Origin of the sequence: Nocardiopsis yanglingensis, assembly GCF_045809185.1 — a bacterium.
GTDB classification, from domain to species: Bacteria; Pseudomonadota; Gammaproteobacteria; order Xanthomonadales; family Xanthomonadaceae; genus Stenotrophomonas; species Stenotrophomonas yanglingensis.
In genome coordinates this window covers 26,471-43,199 of the sequence record NZ_JBJNRH010000009.1, presented here as the reverse complement: position 1 = coordinate 43,199, position 16,729 = coordinate 26,471, and the positions used below count along the sequence as shown (strand labels likewise).

The window sequence follows — 16,729 nt, the reverse complement described above, 5'->3', positions numbered from 1 at the left end:
GTGGCTAACATCGCACCTGCCTGCCCCGGTCACGCCGCCCTGTGGGGCGGTGTTCGACAGCAGCCTACAGCCTGCCCGGCCGAAACCGGATCTACCAGAGGCAAGCGCGACATCTGTGGGCGCAGGTGGCCCGAGAGCCACCCAGCCCTGCCCGCCTCAGCGATCCTGGGCGGTAAAGGTGAAGTTGAGCGTGCGCGCGAACACCGACTCGAACCCGCGGTACGGCAGCGGCTGCGCGTTGAGCACGGCGGCCTCGATCGAACGCTTGCCCGCCTCGTCATACGGGCAGTTCGGGCTGACCTTGGCCTGCATCACCGTGCCACCCGGAATCTGGGTGATGGTGATCTGGCAACGCTGGCCGAGCGGCACCGTATCCGGGCGAACCCACTGCGACAGCACCTTGGCCTGGATCGCAGCCGCGTACTTGGCCGAAAGATCGTCGCTGTTGCCACCACCACCGGCAGCCGGCTGGGAGGCACCGCTGGAGCCGGCAGCGGCACTGCCGGCGGCATTGCGGGCGGCAGCCACCTGGCGCAGCTTCTGCTCGGCCAGCTTGGCTTCCTTCTCGGCCTGCTCGCGGCGGGCACGGATTTCGGCGATCTTCTTCTGCTTCTCGGCCTCGGCCTTGTCAGCGGCCACGCGCTCCTGCTCGGCCTGCTTCTTTTTCTCGTCCGCTTCCTGCTGCTTGGCCAGACGCAGCTTCTGCTCCGCTTCTTCCTGGCGCTTGCGTTCGGTCAGGTCGATCTGCTCCTGGCGGCGCTTGGCTTCCTGTTCCTGCTTGGCCTTCTCCTGCGAGATGGCCAGCGCACTCACCGCTTCCTGGTCCTTGGTGTCCGGCTGTGCGACACGCTCCTGCGCCTGTTGCTGCTGGGGCGTGGGGGCATCCTGCGGGCGCGGTTCGGGAATCGGCTGCGGCGGCGGGATGGTGTCTTCCGGCACCGGGATCGGCTCGGCGACCGGCGGCGGCAGGTCCTCCAGCTTCTCCGACTGGCGCAGGGCCTGGCGTGCGGCGGAGGCATCGGACGCGGACAGCGCCAGGCTGGCCTCGACCGAAGGATCGCCGGCGGCGGCATCGGTGTTGCGCTCGGGCGACCAGAACCAGGCCACGATGAAGACCAGCGCGACCAGCAGGTGCACCAGCAACGCCAGCGCCAGGGGCAGGCCCCAGCCGGGTTCGCGCTGATGCGAAGGTGGCAGGGCGTCAGCGTGCATCGGTGGCCAGGCCTACCTTGTCTACCTTGGCGCGCTTGATCACATCCATCGCAGCGATGACCTTTTCATAGGCCACGGCGCGGTCGGCGGCAACGATCACGCGCACGCCCTTGTCCTGGGCGGCAATGCCGGCCAGGCGGCCTTCCAGTTCCTCGGCCGACACGGCGGTCGGTTCCTTGGCGTCAGCCAGCTTCAGGCTGAGCTGGCCGTCCTGGCGCACCGAGACGATCACCGGGTCCTGCTTGCTCTCCAGCGCCTTGGCGTTGGACTGCGGCAGGTCGACGTCGAAGCTCAGGGTGAGCAGCGGCGCGGTGACCATGAAAATGATCAGCAGCACCAGCATGACGTCGATGTAGGGAACGACGTTGATTTCCGATTTCAGCTTGCGGCGCTTGCGGCGACCGATGGCAGCGGACATGGCTTGGACTCCCGGGTCAGGCGCTTACTCGTCGCCAGCGCTCTGGCGCTGCAGGATGGAGCTGAACTCTTCGGCGAAGGTCTCGAACCGCACCGACATGCGCTCCACGCGCGTGGTGAAGCGGTTGTAGGCCCACACCGCCGGGATCGCCACGAACAGGCCGATGGCGGTGGCGAACAGTGCCTCGGAGATACCCGGCGCGACGGCGGCGATACCGGCCTGCGCACCGCTGCTGATCATGTCGTGCATGGTCACCATGATGCCGAACACGGTACCGACCAGACCCACGTACGGCGCGGTCGAGCCGATGTTGGCCAGCAGTTCCAGGTTGCGCTCGAGCTGGTCCACTTCGCGGGTGTAGGTGGTGCGCATGGCACGCTGCGCGCCTTCCAGCTGCGCGCGGCCATCCAGCCGGCGCTTGTCGCGCAGGCGGGTGTACTCGCGGAAGCCGGCTTCGAAGATGGCCTCCAGGCCGCCGACATTGCGGCTGCGGTCGGTGGCCGAGCTGTACAGCTTGCCCAGGTCCGCACCGGACCAGAAGCGGTTCTCGAACTCGTCGGCTTCGCGGGTGGCCTGCTTGAACACACGGGCCTTACGGAAAATGATCACCCAGCTGACGAACGAGCCGACCAGCAGCAGCAGCACGATGATCTTCACCGGCAGGCTGGCCTTGGCCATCAGTTCGAGGTAGTTGATGCCGCCGCCGGTGGTGGCCTGGGCAAGGGTCTGTGTCGCGGCGTTGCTGACGTCGGCCGGCAGTGCCTCGGTGACCGTGGCCTGCAGGGCCAGGAGCGTTGCGATCATCCGTTGTTCCTCAGTGTTCGGATTCGGGGTGGAGGTGGGGTTGCAGCACGGCAAGGACGGCCTCGTCCATGCCACGCGGGCGGAAACTGGCCGCTTCCAGTGCGGCGATGCGGACCTGCGCCGACAGCAGCAGTTCGCCGTCGCGCAGGATCTGCTGGTCGAAGACCATGCTGGCCTTCTTCAGCTGGACCAGGCGGGCGCTCACCTGCAGGGTGTCATCCAGCCGTGCCGGCTTGATGAAATCCATCTGCATCGAGCGCACCGCGAAGACCATCCCGTGCTCGGCGCGCATGCGCTCCTGGCCGTAGCCCAGCGCACGCATCCATTCGGTCCGGGCCCGTTCCATGAAGGCCACATAGCGGGCGTGGTAAACCACGCCACCTGCGTCGGTATCTTCCCAGTAAATGCGTGTCGGCCAACTGAATCGGGGCTCAACCGACATCGGGAACCTCGGCGAACAGGTCCTGCGGCGGGTTCTTCGGCTTCAGGCCCATGTGCCGGTAGGCCTTGTGGGTGGCCATGCGGCCACGCGCGGTGCGCACCAGGAAGCCCTGCTGGATCAGGTAGGGCTCAACCACGTCTTCCAGCGTGCCGCGCTCTTCAGACAGCGCCGCGGCCAGCGATTCGATGCCGACCGGGCCGCCGTCGAAGTAGTCGACCATGGTCTTGAGCAGGCGCCGGTCAAGCTCGTCGAAGCCCTCCGGATCGACCTTCAGCATCTTCATCGCAGCCTGTGCCACGGCCTCGTCGATGTGGCCGCCTGCCTTCACCTGCGCATAGTCACGCACGCGGCGCAGCAGGCGGTTGGCGATACGCGGGGTGCCACGCGCGCGGCGCGCGATCTCCCCTGCCCCATCGGCGGTGCAGTCGATGGCCAGGATGGCCGCCGAGCGGCGCACGATGCGGGTCAGCTCCTCGACGCTGTAGAACTCCAAACGCTGGACGATGCCGAAGCGGTCGCGCAGCGGCGCGGTCAGCAGGCCGGCGCGGGTGGTGGCGCCGATCAGGGTGAACGGCGGCAGGTCGATCTTGATCGAACGGGCGGCGGGGCCCTCGCCGATCATGATGTCGATCTGGAAGTCTTCCATCGCCGGGTACAGCACTTCTTCCACCACCGGCGACAGGCGATGGATCTCGTCGATGAACAGCACATCGTGCGGCTGCAGGTTGGTCAGCAGCGCGGCGAGGTCGCCGGCCTTCTCGATCACCGGGCCGGAGGTGACCCGCAGGGCCACGCCCAGTTCGTTGGCGATGACATGGCTGAGGGTGGTCTTGCCCAGGCCGGGCGGCCCGAAGATCAGCACGTGGTCGAGCGCGTCGCCGCGCCCCTTGGCCGCCTGGATGTAGATCTCCATCTGCTCGCGCACCGGCACCTGGCCGAGGTAGTCGGCTAGCCGCTTGGGGCGGATGCTGGCGTCGGCGGCGTCATCCTCGCGGGTGGCGCCGGCGCCGATGATGCGGTCGTCGGTCATGTGCTGATTATGCGGCAAAAGTACGGGTTTCGGCCGGGCTGCGCCCGGCACCCGCAGAGGCAACGGCAACGGCAACATCCAGAGCAACAGCCGAAGCGGGCCTCCTGGGGAATGGCGGGGTGGGGCCGCTTGCGGGGGACGCTGCAAGTACGTCCATGTAAGCTCGGTCGCCGCATCCATGCGGCTCACGCCCCCGCAACCGGCCCCACCCCGCCTTCGACAGATTCCTGCGATCTGTCGGAATGACATGGGCTGCTCTTGGTGGGTGTCGACCTTGGTCGACACAGTAGATCCACGCCATGCGTGGATGGAAGCATGGCGGTATCGAGGAAGGAAGAGGCCCTAGATCTCCACCTGGGCGCCCAGTTCCACCAATCTGTTGCCCGGAATCCGGAAGAAGCCGGTCGCCGGGGCGGCATTCCGATGCATCAGCGCGAACAGCTTGTCGCGCCAGATCGGCATGCCGCGGTTGGCGGTGGCCACGATGGTCTCGCGGCTGGCGAAGAAGGTGGTGTCCATCGGATCGAAGTAGATGCCGCCGTGGTCGCAGGAACGCATCAGCGCCAGCGGCACGTCCGGGGTCTCCATGAAGCCGAAGCGCACGTAGACGCGGTAGAACTCATCGCCCACCGATTCGATCTTCAGTCGCTGCCCTTCCATCGCATACGGGATCGGCAGGGTTTCCACATGCAGGAACACGTTGCGCTCGTGCAGCACCTTGTTGTGCTTGAGGTTGTGCATCAGCGCGTGCGGGGCCACGGTCGGGTCGGCGGTGAGGAACACCGCGGTGCCAGGCACGCGTACAGGTGGTGCCAGCATCAGGCCCGGCAGGAAGGTATCCAGGCGAATGCCGTCCTTGCGGATCTCATCGCGCAGCAGCTCGCGGCCACGGCGCCAGGTGCGCATCATGGTGAACAGGAAGATGCCCAGCACCACCGGGAACCACGCGCCCTGCAGCAGCTTGGCGCCGTTGGCGATGACGAAGCCGAGGTCGATGATGAAGAACACCACGCACAGCGGCAGGATCCACTTGCGGGCCTTCGGCCACAGCGAGCGTGCCACCAGGGCCAGCAGCAGGGTATCGATCAGCATCGTGGCCGACACCGAGATGCCGTAGGCCACGGCCAGGTTCGACGAGCTGCGGAAGGCCAGTACCAGGCCGATCACCATCACCGCGATACCCCAGTTGATGCCCGGGATGTAGATCTGGCCGATGGTGTCGTGCGAGGTGTGCTTGATGCGCATGCGCGGGATGTAACCCAGCTGCATGGCCTGGCGCGAGACCGAGAACGCACCGGTGATGACCGACTGCGATGCGATCACCGCCGCCATCGTGGCCAGCACGATCATCGGGTACAGCGCCCAGTCCGGCACCGCCTCGAAGAACGGATTCTTCAGCGCCTCGGGGTGGTTGAGCACCAGTGCGCCCTGCCCCAGATAGTTCAGCACCAGGCACGGCAGCACGAAGAAGTACCAGGCGTGGCGGATGGGCTTGGCACCGAAGTGGCCCATGTCAGCGTACAGCGCCTCGCCACCGGTCACTGCCAGCACCACCGCGCCGAGGATGAAGATGCCGTGCCAGCTGTGTTCCATGAAGAAGCGGATCGCCCACCACGGGTTGAAGGCTTTCAGCACTTCCGGTGCGTCGACGATGTTGTAGATGCCGATCGCGGCCAGCGAGATGAACCAGACCGAGGTGATCGGGCCGAATGCCTTGCCGATTTTTTCGGTACCGAAGCGCTGTGCGGCGAACACCGCCAGCAGCACGACCACGGTGATCGGCACGATGAAGGCATGCAGGCCGGGAGCGGCCACCTCCAGGCCCTCGACCGCGCCAAGCACGGAGATCGCCGGGGTGATCACGCCGTCACCGAAGAACAGCGACGCACCGAAGATACCGAGGATGCCGACTACGTAAGCCGAGCGCGACCCGTTGCGCAGCGTGCGCTGGGTCAGCGCCATCAGCGCCATGATGCCGCCCTCGCCGTCGTTGTCGGCGCGCATGATGATGGTCACGTACTTGAGCGTGACCACGATGTTCAGCGCCCAGAATGCCAGCGACAGCACGCCCAGCACGGTGTCGTGGTCACTGTTGAGCCCGTAGTGCGGCGAGAACGCCTCCTTCAGGGTGTACAGCGGGCTGGTACCGATATCGCCGAAGACCACGCCGATCGCACCGATGATCAGCGCCATGCCTCCGGCTGGAGGGGCGTGACCGTGACCGCCGGGGGCGGCTGTGTGCGGGGTTTGACTGCTGGACATGGGACTCCTGGCGAAGCTCAGGCGGTAGGTTGGGGGAAAGGGACGCGGCTCAGCGCAGCGCGGACTGCAGCGCCTTGCGGATCACGGTGGCCACTTCGTCGCCTTCATTGAAGGCATCGCGGGCCATGCGCGCGGCTTCGGCCGGCTTGTATCCCAGCTGCTGCAGGGCCACGGTGGCATCGGACAGCGGATCGGCCGGGGCCGGGCCGCTGCCTGTGGGCAGCGCGCCGCCGGCACCGAACTGGGCGGCGCGGTCACGCAGCTCCAGCACCATGCGCTCGGCGGTCTTCTTGCCGATGCCCGGAATGCGGGTCAGCGCGGTGATGTCACCGGCCTGGACCATGCGCGCGAATTCCTCGACGGTGACGCCGGACAGCACGGCCAGCGCGATCTTCGCACCGATGCCACTGACCTTCTGCACGTCGCGGAACAGGCGCCGCTCACCCTCGCGCAGGAAGCCGTACAGCGAAACGCTGTCTTCCTTCTGCGAATAATGGGTGTACAGGGTGACCTCGCGGCCGAGCTCGGGCAGGTCGTAGAAGGTGCTCATCGGCGCCTCCAGCTCGTAGCCCACTCCGTTCACGTCCACCACCAGCCACGGCGGCGCCTTGTAGGCGACGATGCCGCGCAGTCGACCGATCATTGCGTGCAGCTCCTCATTTGCGGCCCCACGCCTGGCGGGCACTGAGCCCCAGGCGGTTGGCCGTCGCCCTTACGTGGGCATGGGTGATCGCCACCGCCAACGCGTCGGCCGCGTCGGCCTGCAGCTTGGTTTTCAGGTTGAGCATGAGCCCGACCATGTGTTGAACCTGTTGCTTTTCGGCGCCACCGCGCCCGACCACGGCCAGCTTGATCTCGCTGGCGGCATATTCGTGCACCGGCAGGTCACGCAGGACCACGGCCGAGATCGCCGCACCACGGGCCTGGCCCAGCTTCAATGCCGAATCGGGATTGCGGGCCATGAACACCTTTTCGATGGCCACTTCATTGGGCTGGTACTCCCGGCACAGATCGGCCAGGCCCAGCACCAGCAGCTTCATGCGCTGCGGGAAGTCGTCGGCGCCCAGCAGCACCAGCGGCTGGTGGTGCACGTGGCTGACCTTGCCGGTGGCGTCAACATCGATGATGCCGACCCCGGTCCGCTGCGAACCGGGGTCGATGCCGAGGATGCGGGTCATGCTGCACTCCTGGCGGGGCGGAACGGGGTGCGCTGGCAGGCGTATGGGCTCATGACTGTCCGCGGTGACCGTTCAACGGCCCGCGCCCAGGCCGTCGAAGACGGCTCAGGCGTAGGCGTCGGCGCCGAGTTCGGCGTTGGAATACACGTCCTGCACGTCGTCCAGGTCTTCAAGCATGTCCAGCAGCTTCTTGACCTGCAGGGCAACCTCGCCCTCGACCTTGATGTCATTGTCCGCGCGGAAGGTGATCTCGGCGTGGTCGGCGACATGGCCGGCGGCGGCCATCGCATCCTTGACCGCGTTGAACGCGTCAGGGCTGGTGACCACGTCGATCGCGCCGTCTTCCGGGTAGACCACGATGTCATCGGCGCCGGCCTCGATGGCAGCTTCGGTGATCGTTTCTTCATCGGCACCGGCGGCGAAATGCAGCACGCCCAGGCGCTTGAACATGAAGGCGACCGAGCCTTCGGTGCCCATGTTGCCGCCGCACTTGCTGAACGCGTGGCGGACATCGGCCACGGTACGCACGCGGTTGTCGGTCAGGCAGTCGACGATGACGGCCACGCCACCGGGGGCGTAGCCCTCGTAGCGGATTTCCTCGTAATCGACGCCTTCCAGTTCACCGGTGGCCTTCTTGATGGCGCGTTCGATCACGTCCTTGGACATGTTCACGCTCAGGCCCTTGTCCATGGCAACACGCAGGCGCGGGTTGTTGTTGGGGTCGCCTCCACCGCCGCGCGCGGCAACGCCGATCTCGCGGATGATCTTGGTGAAAATCTTGCCGCGCTTCGCGTCGGACGCGTTCTTGCGGGCTTCGATGGAGGGGCCTCTACCCATGGGTGCTACCGTCTGGCTGCTTCAGGATCAAGGCGCGGATTCTACCTGATCGCGCGCTGCAACCGTGTCTAGGGCGGAGGGATGCCGCCAGATCATGCCCGGCGGAGAGCGGAGAGCGTGCGAACCAACGGTTCGCACCCACCAAAGCAGGCCGCACCCACTCAATCATGCGGCAGCGGCGTCGCGGCTGTGGTCGAACTGGCCGTGGCGCAGGAAATGCGCGGTCTGCCGCGCGGCGTCAGGCGACACCACCAGGCCACTGTGGCTGGTACGCACCACGCAATGGTCGGCCAGGCCTGGCAGGCGGGTCTCGGCCAATGCCACGGTGCCGTCGGAGGCATCGTCGATGGCCCCCAGCAGGCTGCCCAGCCCATGCGGCACCGAGCCGGCGATCAGCCCGACTTCGGCCTTGCCCTGCCAGTCCGGCAGGCCATCGAGCAACAGTTCGCTGCTGCGGCCCAGCGCCAGGCCCCACCCGTGCTCGGACAACGAGCGCGCGGTACCGCTGCCGCGCAGCGGCGAGCCCAGGCAGACCACGCGCTGCACATCCAGCTGCGGCTGGCGACGCAAGGCCTCCAGCGCGAGCAATCCCCCCAGGCTGTGACCGACCAGCGACAACGGTCCAGCATCGGTCAGCCGCTCCAGCAGCTGCGGCACGGCCACATCGGGGCCACCGAACACAGAGGAATAGCCGAACGCGTGCACCTGGAAGCCTCGCGCGCGCAGGCGCCAGGCCAGCGGCCCGACCCAGGCACGGGCATTCCAGATGCCATGCAGCAGCAATACGGGGGGAGTCATGCAAACAGCCTGGCGGTCAGCGGGGCGGAAACGTACGGTGATTGAACACGCGCGCGCAGCAAGCGGCGGTGAACGTCAGATCGCGCGCGGTGCGCGGCGCAGGATGAACTCGAGGTCCTGGGTGTCACCGACCGGGAACAGGTACTCGCCGGCCTTCTCGAAACCGTAGCGGGCGTAGAAGCGTTGCGCGCCGAAGTTCTCCGACCACACGCCCAGCCACAACGTGCGCGGGCCTTCGTGTTCCAGCCAGGCCAGCGCGGTTTCCAGCAGGCGGCTGCCCCAGCCGCAGCTCTGCTGCGTCTTGACCAGGTACAGGCGCTTGAGTTCGCCGTCACCGGGTTTCACATCCGGATGCGGCAGGCCACAGGGGCCGGCGGCGGCATGACCGACCGCCTCCCCGTCCAGTTCAAGCAGCCACACCGCGTAATCCGGGTGGGCCAGGATCACGCGCTGGCGCTCGACCGTGTAGGCCTCCTCGAGGAAGGCCTGCAGGTCCTGCGGCGGATACAGATGGCCGAAGGTTTCGGTGAACGTGCGGGCAGCCAGCGCCGACAGGGTCGGCGCGTCGTCCACGGTGGCGCGGCGGATCGAATACATGCAGGAAGTTGACGTCAGGGCGAAGCGCGGGTCAAGCCTTTTCAGGCGATTCCGCTTCTTCTTCCTCGTCCTCTTCCTCGTATTCCTCTTCGTCCTCGTCCTCTTCTTCCTCGCCTTCCTCGTCCTCGTCGTACTCTTCCTCTTCGTCGTCCTCGTAATCCTCGACGCCGAAGTCTTCACCGTCCCAACGGCCTTCGCCGTCGGCGACGAAGGTCAGGGCCATCGCCGCCGGATTGGTACCGACGCGGACCAGCCAACCACCGAACACGCGTGCACGCTCGGTGACCAGGGTGGCCTCGGAGCCTTCATTGCCCAGCTTTTCCCACTCCAGCGAAAACGCAAACTCGGTCATTGCCTGGATCTCCTGATCAGTTGGTCTTGGGGCGAACCTGGATGTGCACTTCGGCCAGCTGCGTATCGACGATCGGCGACGGCGCGTCGGTCATCAGATCCTGTGCACCGGTGGTCTTCGGGAACGGGATGACGTCGCGGATCGACTCGGTGCCGGCCATCAGCGCGGCGATGCGGTCGATGCCGAAGGCGATGCCACCGTGCGGCGGCGCGCCGTAGTTCAGCGCGTCGAGCAGGAAGCCGAACTTGGCGCGGGCTTCTTCGGCACCGATGCCGAGCAGCTCGAACACCGCGCTCTGCATGTCCGGACGGTGGATACGGATGGAACCACCGCCGATCTCATTGCCGTTGAGCACCATGTCGTAGCCGCGCGAGACGGCGGTACGGGCATTGGCGCGCAGGTCGGCGATGTCGTCCACGGCCGGTGCGGTGAAGGGGTGATGCAGGGCGACGTAGCGCTGTTCTTCCTCGTCCCACTCGAACATCGGGAAGTCAGTGACCCACAGCGGTGCCCAACCGTCGGCAACCAGGCCGAAGTCCTTGCCGGCCTTCAGGCGCAGTGCGCCCATGAAGTCGGAGACCTTGTTGTAGCCACCGGCACCGAAGAACACGATGTCGCCGTTGCCGGCGCCGACGTGGGCGACCAGGGCAGCGAAGGATGCCTCACTGAAGAACTTCTGGATCGGCGAGCTGACTTCGCCGTTGTCGGCGATCTTGATGTAGGCCAGGCCCTTGGCGCCGTACTTGGCGGCGTGCGCGGCGTACTCGTCGATCTGCTTGCGCGACAGCGAGGCGCCGCCCGGGATGCGCAGCGCGGCGACGCGGCCTTCGGCATCATTGGCCGGGCCGGTGAACACGGCGAACTCGCTGTCCTTGACCAGCTCGGCCACGTCCACCAGCTCCAGCGCGATGCGCAGGTCCGGCTTGTCCGAACCGTAGCGACGCATCGCCTCGGCCCAGGTCATGCGCGGGAAGCTGGCGTCCAGCTCGACCTCGACCACTTCCTTGAAGATGGCGCGGATCATCGACTCGACGAAGTCCTGCACGTCGCGTTCGCGGACGAAGGCGAACTCCATGTCCAGCTGGGTGAATTCCAGCTGGCGGTCGGCACGCAGGGCCTCGTCACGGAAGCAGCGCGCGATCTGGTAGTAGCGGTCGAAGCCGGCCACCATCAGGATCTGCTTGAACAGCTGCGGGCTCTGCGGCAGGGCGTAGAACTCGCCCGGGTGCATGCGCGCCGGCACCAGGAAGTCGCGCGCGCCTTCCGGGGTGGCCTTGGTCAGGATCGGGGTCTCGATGTCCTGGAAGCCCTTTTCGTCCAGGTGGCGGCGCAGGGCCTGCACCAGCTTGATGCGGGTGCGCTGCATGCGCTGCATTTCCGGGCGGCGCAGGTCCAGGTAACGGTACTTCAGGCGGGTTTCTTCGCCCGGGTTCTCGTGGGCGTGGAACGGCAGCGGCGCGGCCTTGTTCAGCACGGTGATGGCGGTGGCGATCACCTCCACCTTGCCGGTGCGCATCTTGTCGTTCACCGCGTGGCGGGCACGCACGACGCCTTCCACCTGCAGCACGTCCTCGTAGCCCAGCGACGCGGCCACGGCGAACACTTCGGCGTTGTCGACTTCCACGGTCACCTGCACGATGCCTTCATGATCTCGAAGATCGATGAAGCAGACGCCGCCCTGGTTACGGGCCACGTCGGTCCAGCCGGCGAGGGTGACAGTCTGGCCAATCAGGGTCTCATCGACCAGGCCGCAGAAGTGGGTACGCATGGGGGAAGCTCCGCTGGAGAACGCCGGCACCGGATGGGGGCCGGAAAGCCTCGTATTCTGCGGCCGAGGCCCCGGCCGGGGCAAATCCGGCCAGTCACACCGGCTTGATCGCCCCCCTCCCTATAGTCGGGCACCTGCCACCGTATGGGATGCCGCCATGAAACCGCTGCCCCTGGCCAGCCTGGCCGTGACCCTCAGCCTGGGTGCCCTGGGCACCCTCACCCTGCCCGCCCCGTCCGCATCTGCGCAGAACGGGGTGATCCGCTGCGAAAGCCAGAGCAACCGCGAACGGGTCTGCAACACCGGCTGGCGCGGTGCGCAGCTGGTCCGCCAGTTGTCTGGCAGCCCCTGCGAGGAAGGGCGCTCCTGGGGCAGCCGCAATGGCAGCATCTGGGTCACCAACGGTTGCCGCGCCGAGTTCGTCGAGGCCCGCGGTGGCTGGGGCGGCGGCAACGGCGGTGGCTGGGGTGGCAACAACGGCCGCCCCGGCGAGACCATCCGCTGCGAGAGCCAGAACAACCGTGAGCGCAGCTGCCCGGTGGGTTGGCGCAATGCCCGCCTGGTCCGCCAGCTGTCCGGCAGCCCCTGCGATGAGGGCCGTACCTGGGGCGTGCGCAACGGCGCAGTCTGGGTCAGCAATGGCTGTCGCGCGGAATTCGCCGAAGCCCGCGGCTGGGGCGGCGGCGGCGGTGGCTGGGGTGGTCGCAACAGCAACTATTCGGTCACCTGCAGCAGCAACAACAACCGCTCGCAGACCTGCGACTGGGATGAGCGACAGGGCCGGCCGGTGCTGCAGCAGCAGCTCTCCGGCAGCGCCTGCCAGGAAGGCCGCAGCTGGGGTTACTCGCGTGGCCAGGTGTGGGTGAGCAACGGCTGCCGGGCGCGTTTCGGCACGCGGTGAGTGAATGGGCGCGGACGCGCCCGTTTCGTGGGTAGCGCCGGGCCATGCCCGGCGAGCGCAGCGGCAGAAGACGGCCGCCGGGCATGGCCCGGCGCTGCCGGCCTGCGAGGTCAGGGTGCCGGTGGCGTGTCGTCGCCCCACGGTGCAGGCGGCAGGTCAACCGGCTTGCTCAGATCGAACTGCACGCGGAAGCGGCGGCCCTCCGGGCGTGTCAGCTCGTAGACGAACGTCTGGTCGGGATCGATCTCCATCGCCCACGTGTTGTGGGTCGAGGCCAGCATATCGGCCCGACGGAACATGGCCACCGAATCGCCATCGGCCGGGAACTGCTGGCGCTCGGCGGTGCCCGGTGGCGTGCTGTCGCCGCCGTACAGGGTGATCGCGTCGGGGCTGCCGTCTTCGTGGCGATGGTCGTGCTTCAGGCGCAGACCGGTTTCCGTGCGGGTCAGCACCCAGGTCCGCGAGTGGTCATCGCCGACATGGAACGGAATGCGCAGCTCGTGCGCCGGATCGGCACAGCCACGCACGTGCATGACCAGACGCTGGCCGGCGAACGGGTCCTTGCCGGTCGGTGCCGGCGTGTCCTCCACCACCTTGCCGGCATAGGCCTGGCCGCAGTGCGCGGCAATGGCGGCCATGAAGGCATCGGCCGGCGCGGTTGCCAGATCATGGGCAACCGTGTCGGAGCGCTGCGAACAGGCAGCGAGGCTGAGCAGGAGGGCGGAAGCGGTGACAACGGCAGGCAGTTTCATGCCCCAACCCTAACGGCCATGGCCGACGGGCGCAAACCGCGCGCGGCAACCGATCAGCGTTCGGCGGTGTGCGGTTCCGGCAGCGTCTCGGTGGCCGCCACCGGTGCGGCCGCGCCCTCGCCCGCCGGCTCCTGTTCAACCGGATCGACATCGAACGGCGTGCGGAACACCAACGACGGCAGCAGCGTGGTCAATGCGGCATACAGCAGCAGCGCGCCGAACAGCACCGCCGGGATCTGGAAGCGCTCGCGCATGATCGCGGCCAGCACCAGGGTGAAGATCAGCGTTGGTGCCAGCGCCAACGAGACCCGCAGGCTGCTGCGGAAGCTCTCGCCGAACATGACCCGGCGCTGCAGCCAGACCACGCCGATGCGCAGCGGCAGCACCACCAGGGTGATCATGATGCCCAGCCCCAGCGCCTCGAAGCTCAGTGCTTCGCTGGGCACCTTGGTGCCGGCGTTGAAGAAATAGAACGGCACGAAGAACGAGGCGAACAGGCGCAGCGCATGCAGGTTCTCATGCGAAGCCAGCAGCGGCATGCGCTGGTGCAGCAGGCGCGCGACCAGGCCGGCAATGAACGCGCCGACCAGGTAGTACACGCCCAGCAGGTAAGTGATGTAGGCCGCGACCATGCCCACCATCACCAGCAGCGAGAATTCCGAGCCCGGCGCGTGCGGCGCCACCCAACGGCCCAAGGCGATGAACAGCAGCGGCAGGCCGACCATCATCGCCAGCAGCGCCAGGCTGGACAGCGCCATGTGCCCCGGATCGCCGGCCTGCAGCACGATGAACAACGCGGCCAGCGCCAGCAGTTCGCCGGCGATGGCCTTGCTGGTCACCCAGAAGCGCTCGTCCTCGCTCAGGCCCAGCCGCGACAGCGAATCCATGATGAAGCCGGTAGACGGCGTCAGCAGCGCCAGTGCCAGCAGACCGGCGGCCTGCCAGGGCAGTCCCGCGTAGCGCCAGGCCAGCCAGCCCACGCCGAACAGCGTGCCGGTACGGATCACCAGATGCGCCAGCAGCGGCCACATGCCCCGCCGCAGTGCCTGCAGATCCACTTCCAGGCCAGCGAACAGGAACAACGAGGAAATCCCCAGCGTGGCCAGCAGACCGATCACTGCGTCGTGCGCCTGGTCGCCCAGCCAGAGCATGCCGATGATGCCGAACAGCAGGCAGGTCAGCGGCGCGGGCAGGCTGAAACGCTGCAGCGCGCGCGGGATCACCAGCAGCGCGAAGATCAGCAGCAGGTAGATCAATTCATGGCTCATGGGGGACTTCCGTGTGGTTCGAACGCGCGCAGGATGCGCGCGCCGAACCGATCCGGCAAGCCGTTTCTGGATGACTCCCGGTTACCTCATCCGATCAGGCGATCGGCAATGCGCCCCACCTGTGCCAGCACGGTAGCGCGTTGCTCGTAGCTGATCGCGCCTGCCTGCAGATATGCCGTCAGCACCCACGGTGCGCCGCCGGCCACGGGCCACAGCACGGCGATGTCGTTGCGCGCGTCCTCGCCGTTGCTGCCGGTCTTGTCACCGACGCGCCAGCGCTTGCCCAGGCCCGCGCGCAGGCAGGCGTCACCGGTTTCGTTGTCGATCAGCCAATCGGCCAGCTGCTGCCGCGACGCCGGCTGCAGCACCTCGCCCAGTACCACCCGCTGCAGGGTCGCGGCCATCGCCGCCGGCGTGGTGGTATCGCGTGGATCCCCCTTGGCAAAGCTGTTCAGCTCCGGCTCCAGGCGGTCACTGCGGCTCAGCGTATCGCCGCTGGCACGCAGGAACGCGGTTACCGCGGGCGGACCGCCGACGACACCGAACAGCAGGTTGGCGGCGGTGTTGTCACTGGTGATCAGCGTGGCCCGGCACAGGTCACGCACGGTCATGTCCTTGCCTGCATGGCGGCGGGTAACCGGTGCGTGCGAGAGCAGATCGGCGTCGCGCACCGGCACACGCGTGTCCAGCAATGCCGGCGTGCGCTCGGCCTGGCTGAGCACGGTGGCCGCCAGCATGCTCTTGAAGGTGCTGCACATCGGGAAGCGCTCGTCCTGGCGATGACCGATGCGGCGACCGCTGGCAGTATCCAGCAGGGTCACACCGAGACGTCCGGCGCAGGCCTTTTCCAGCGCGGCGAAGTCGGTGGCGGCGGTGAGGGTGGCATCGGTGGGTGCGTTGGCGGTGGTCTTGCCCGCAGCACGTGCCAGCAGCGGCAGGGCAAGCGAGGAAGCCACGGCAGCACCACTGAACTGCAGGAATCGGCGACGGGCGAGCATAGAGGTTCTCCTGGTGACCGCTCGATTATTGAAGCCTTGATCAGGGGCGACCAGCGCAAAAAATCAACGAGAGGCATGAGTTAAATTAATGCCTGACGCATTCAACCCCTTAATTTTCCGAAATCAACGATTGGAGCGTTAGGATTAGACATCACTCCAGCTCACGACTGCGCGATGTTGCACCCTACCCTGCCCCTGAATGCGCTGCGCGCCTTCGAGGCCGCCGCCCGCCACCAGAACTTCACCCGCGCCGCGCTGGAGCTGTGTGTCAGCCAGGCCGCGCTGAGCCATCAGATCCGTGGACTGGAAGACCGGCTCGGCATCCGCCTGTTCCACCGCCTGCCGCGCGGCGTGGCACTCACCGATGAGGGCGCGGCGCTGTACCCGGTGCTCAACGAATCGTTCGAGCGCATCTCGGCCAGCATCGCGCGCTACACCGGTGGCCCGGCCCGTGAAGTACTGACGTTGGGCGTGGTCGGGACCTTCGCCACCGGCTGGCTGCTGCCACGGCTGGCCGCGTTCGAGGCCGCGCACCCGGACATCGAGCTGCGCCTGCAGACCCACAACAACCGCATCGACCTGGCCGGCGAAGGCCTGGACCTGGCGATCCGCTTCGGTGATGGCGACTGGCAGGGCCAGGCCTGCACAGCGATCCTCGACGCGCCGTTTGCACCGCTGTGCGCACCAGCATTGGCGCGGCGGCTCAAACAGCCACGCGACCTGGGCACCCTGCCCCTGCTGCGCTCCTACCGCAGCGACGAATGGCCGCGCTGGCTGCAGGCGGCAGGAGTGAGTGGCGTGGAAGCCCGCGGGCCGGTGTTTGATTCGTCGTTGACGGTGGCGATGGCCGCGGTGGGTGGTGCCGGCGTGGCGCTGCTGCCGCTGCGCATGTTCGAGCAGGAGCTGGCCGAAGGCCGCTTGCTGCAGCCGTTCAGCACCACGCTGGAGCTGGGGCGCTACTGGCTGACGCGGCTGCGCTCGCGGGCCGAGCGTGAGCCTGCCAAACGCTTCCGCGAGTCCTGCCAACGGCTCCCGCTTGGGGCTGCAGCCGCTGGGCGCGTAGGTAGTGCCGGCCGCGGGCCGGCAACCCCTTGATCGTTGTGGGCGCATCG

Annotated in this window: 18 protein-coding genes; 2 read left to right on the top strand and 16 right to left on the bottom strand. The window is 67.3% G+C overall.

Going from position 1 to position 16,729, the window contains the following annotated elements:
• Positions 1-156: 156 nt before the first annotated feature.
• The 13 genes from tolA to aspS form a co-directional block, all read right to left on the bottom strand.
• Positions 157-1,212, bottom strand: coding sequence for a cell envelope integrity protein TolA (gene tolA, locus ACJ7C5_RS13220; RefSeq protein ID WP_412704160.1), 1,056 nt, complete (start codon positions 1,210-1,212; stop codon positions 157-159).
• Positions 1,202-1,630: a protein TolR gene (gene tolR / locus ACJ7C5_RS13215; protein WP_088026880.1), complete on the bottom strand. Its 429-nt coding sequence runs from the start codon at positions 1,628-1,630 to the stop codon at positions 1,202-1,204. Before tolR ends, tolA begins: the two co-directional genes overlap by 11 nt.
• A gap of 24 nt (positions 1,631-1,654) precedes the next feature.
• On the bottom strand, positions 1,655-2,434 hold the full coding sequence (tolQ, locus tag ACJ7C5_RS13210; protein ID WP_006438802.1) for a protein TolQ: 780 nt from the start codon (positions 2,432-2,434) through the stop codon (positions 1,655-1,657).
• Between the two features lie 10 nt (positions 2,435-2,444).
• Positions 2,445-2,876 (bottom strand): tol-pal system-associated acyl-CoA thioesterase, encoded by a 432-nt coding sequence (gene ybgC / locus ACJ7C5_RS13205; protein ID WP_071229045.1) that lies wholly within the window; start codon positions 2,874-2,876, stop codon positions 2,445-2,447.
• Complete coding sequence (gene ruvB, locus ACJ7C5_RS13200) at positions 2,866-3,906, bottom strand: Holliday junction branch migration DNA helicase RuvB (protein ID WP_010481595.1); 1,041 nt, start codon at positions 3,904-3,906, stop codon at positions 2,866-2,868. Before ruvB ends, ybgC begins: the two co-directional genes overlap by 11 nt.
• A 342-nt stretch (positions 3,907-4,248) precedes the next feature.
• The gene (locus ACJ7C5_RS13195; RefSeq protein ID WP_412704159.1) at positions 4,249-6,099 is read right to left on the bottom strand and encodes a potassium transporter Kup; all 1,851 of its coding nucleotides are present in this window, start codon (positions 6,097-6,099) and stop codon (positions 4,249-4,251) included.
• A 118-nt stretch (positions 6,100-6,217) separates the two neighbouring features.
• Positions 6,218-6,811, bottom strand: coding sequence for a Holliday junction branch migration protein RuvA (gene ruvA, locus ACJ7C5_RS13190; RefSeq protein ID WP_005410756.1), 594 nt, complete (start codon positions 6,809-6,811; stop codon positions 6,218-6,220).
• Between the two features lie 13 nt (positions 6,812-6,824).
• Positions 6,825-7,346, bottom strand: coding sequence for a crossover junction endodeoxyribonuclease RuvC (gene ruvC, locus ACJ7C5_RS13185; RefSeq protein WP_088026882.1), 522 nt, complete (start codon positions 7,344-7,346; stop codon positions 6,825-6,827).
• Positions 7,347-7,451: 105 nt separating this feature from the next.
• Positions 7,452-8,183: a YebC/PmpR family DNA-binding transcriptional regulator gene (locus ACJ7C5_RS13180; RefSeq protein ID WP_412704158.1), complete on the bottom strand. Its 732-nt coding sequence runs from the start codon at positions 8,181-8,183 to the stop codon at positions 7,452-7,454.
• A 165-nt stretch (positions 8,184-8,348) separates the two neighbouring features.
• On the bottom strand, positions 8,349-8,981 hold the full coding sequence (locus tag ACJ7C5_RS13175; protein WP_049444536.1) for an esterase/lipase family protein: 633 nt from the start codon (positions 8,979-8,981) through the stop codon (positions 8,349-8,351).
• 75 nt (positions 8,982-9,056) lie between these two features.
• Positions 9,057-9,578, bottom strand: coding sequence for a GNAT family N-acetyltransferase (locus ACJ7C5_RS13170; RefSeq protein WP_106468915.1), 522 nt, complete (start codon positions 9,576-9,578; stop codon positions 9,057-9,059).
• A 31-nt stretch (positions 9,579-9,609) separates the two neighbouring features.
• Positions 9,610-9,930 carry a hypothetical protein gene (locus tag ACJ7C5_RS13165; protein WP_014038230.1) on the bottom strand — a complete coding sequence of 107 codons (321 nt, stop codon included), beginning with the start codon at positions 9,928-9,930 and terminating at the stop codon, positions 9,610-9,612.
• A 16-nt stretch (positions 9,931-9,946) separates the two neighbouring features.
• Positions 9,947-11,698, bottom strand: coding sequence for an aspartate--tRNA ligase (gene aspS / locus ACJ7C5_RS13160; RefSeq protein WP_412704157.1), 1,752 nt, complete (start codon positions 11,696-11,698; stop codon positions 9,947-9,949).
• A 157-nt stretch (positions 11,699-11,855) separates the two neighbouring features.
• Here aspS and ACJ7C5_RS13155 point away from each other — a divergent pair, with 157 nt between their 5' ends.
• Entirely contained in the window at positions 11,856-12,599 is a 744-nt protein-coding gene (locus ACJ7C5_RS13155; RefSeq protein WP_412704156.1) for a DUF3011 domain-containing protein, read from the top strand.
• 110 nt (positions 12,600-12,709) lie between these two features.
• Here ACJ7C5_RS13155 and ACJ7C5_RS13150 read toward each other — a convergent pair whose 3' ends face one another.
• The 3 genes from ACJ7C5_RS13150 to blaL2 all read right to left on the bottom strand — a co-directional run bounded on the left by ACJ7C5_RS13150 (position 12,710) and on the right by blaL2 (position 15,617).
• Positions 12,710-13,351 (bottom strand): hypothetical protein, encoded by a 642-nt coding sequence (locus tag ACJ7C5_RS13150; protein ID WP_088026887.1) that lies wholly within the window; start codon positions 13,349-13,351, stop codon positions 12,710-12,712.
• 53 nt (positions 13,352-13,404) lie between these two features.
• The gene (locus ACJ7C5_RS13145) at positions 13,405-14,619 is read right to left on the bottom strand and encodes a cation:proton antiporter (protein WP_412704155.1); all 1,215 of its coding nucleotides are present in this window, start codon (positions 14,617-14,619) and stop codon (positions 13,405-13,407) included.
• Between the two features lie 86 nt (positions 14,620-14,705).
• Positions 14,706-15,617 carry a L2 family extended-spectrum class A beta-lactamase gene (blaL2, locus tag ACJ7C5_RS13140; protein WP_125432366.1) on the bottom strand — a complete coding sequence of 304 codons (912 nt, stop codon included), beginning with the start codon at positions 15,615-15,617 and terminating at the stop codon, positions 14,706-14,708.
• Positions 15,618-15,791: 174 nt separating this feature from the next.
• On the opposite strand from blaL2, the gene ampR reads away from it, so the two are divergent.
• Positions 15,792-16,712, top strand: coding sequence for a LysR family transcriptional regulator AmpR (gene ampR, locus ACJ7C5_RS13135; RefSeq protein ID WP_412704154.1), 921 nt, complete (start codon positions 15,792-15,794; stop codon positions 16,710-16,712).
• Positions 16,713-16,729: the final 17 nt, after the last annotated feature.

Coding starts and splice junctions, on each gene's coding strand:
- tolR (WP_088026880.1), bottom strand. CDS start 1,630: ATGTCCGCTGCCATCGGTCGCCGCAAGCGCCGCAAGCTGAAATCGGAA.
- ACJ7C5_RS13155 (WP_412704156.1), top strand. CDS start 11,856: ATGAAACCGCTGCCCCTGGCCAGCCTGGCCGTGACCCTCAGCCTGGGT.
- aspS (WP_412704157.1), bottom strand. CDS start 11,698: ATGCGTACCCACTTCTGCGGCCTGGTCGATGAGACCCTGATTGGCCAG.
- ACJ7C5_RS13150 (WP_088026887.1), bottom strand. CDS start 13,351: ATGAAACTGCCTGCCGTTGTCACCGCTTCCGCCCTCCTGCTCAGCCTC.
- ACJ7C5_RS13180 (WP_412704158.1), bottom strand. CDS start 8,183: ATGGGTAGAGGCCCCTCCATCGAAGCCCGCAAGAACGCGTCCGACGCG.
- ACJ7C5_RS13145 (WP_412704155.1), bottom strand. CDS start 14,619: ATGAGCCATGAATTGATCTACCTGCTGCTGATCTTCGCGCTGCTGGTG.
- ampR (WP_412704154.1), top strand. CDS start 15,792: ATGTTGCACCCTACCCTGCCCCTGAATGCGCTGCGCGCCTTCGAGGCC.
- ruvB (WP_010481595.1), bottom strand. CDS start 3,906: ATGACCGACGACCGCATCATCGGCGCCGGCGCCACCCGCGAGGATGAC.
- tolA (WP_412704160.1), bottom strand. CDS start 1,212: ATGCACGCTGACGCCCTGCCACCTTCGCATCAGCGCGAACCCGGCTGG.
- ruvC (WP_088026882.1), bottom strand. CDS start 7,346: ATGACCCGCATCCTCGGCATCGACCCCGGTTCGCAGCGGACCGGGGTC.
- ACJ7C5_RS13175 (WP_049444536.1), bottom strand. CDS start 8,981: ATGACTCCCCCCGTATTGCTGCTGCATGGCATCTGGAATGCCCGTGCC.
- ACJ7C5_RS13170 (WP_106468915.1), bottom strand. CDS start 9,578: ATGTATTCGATCCGCCGCGCCACCGTGGACGACGCGCCGACCCTGTCG.
- ACJ7C5_RS13165 (WP_014038230.1), bottom strand. CDS start 9,930: ATGACCGAGTTTGCGTTTTCGCTGGAGTGGGAAAAGCTGGGCAATGAA.
- ybgC (WP_071229045.1), bottom strand. CDS start 2,876: ATGTCGGTTGAGCCCCGATTCAGTTGGCCGACACGCATTTACTGGGAA.
- ACJ7C5_RS13195 (WP_412704159.1), bottom strand. CDS start 6,099: ATGGCGCTGATCATCGGTGCGATCGGCGTGGTCTTCGGCGATATCGGT.
- blaL2 (WP_125432366.1), bottom strand. CDS start 15,617: ATGCTCGCCCGTCGCCGATTCCTGCAGTTCAGTGGTGCTGCCGTGGCT.
- tolQ (WP_006438802.1), bottom strand. CDS start 2,434: ATGATCGCAACGCTCCTGGCCCTGCAGGCCACGGTCACCGAGGCACTG.
- ruvA (WP_005410756.1), bottom strand. CDS start 6,811: ATGATCGGTCGACTGCGCGGCATCGTCGCCTACAAGGCGCCGCCGTGG.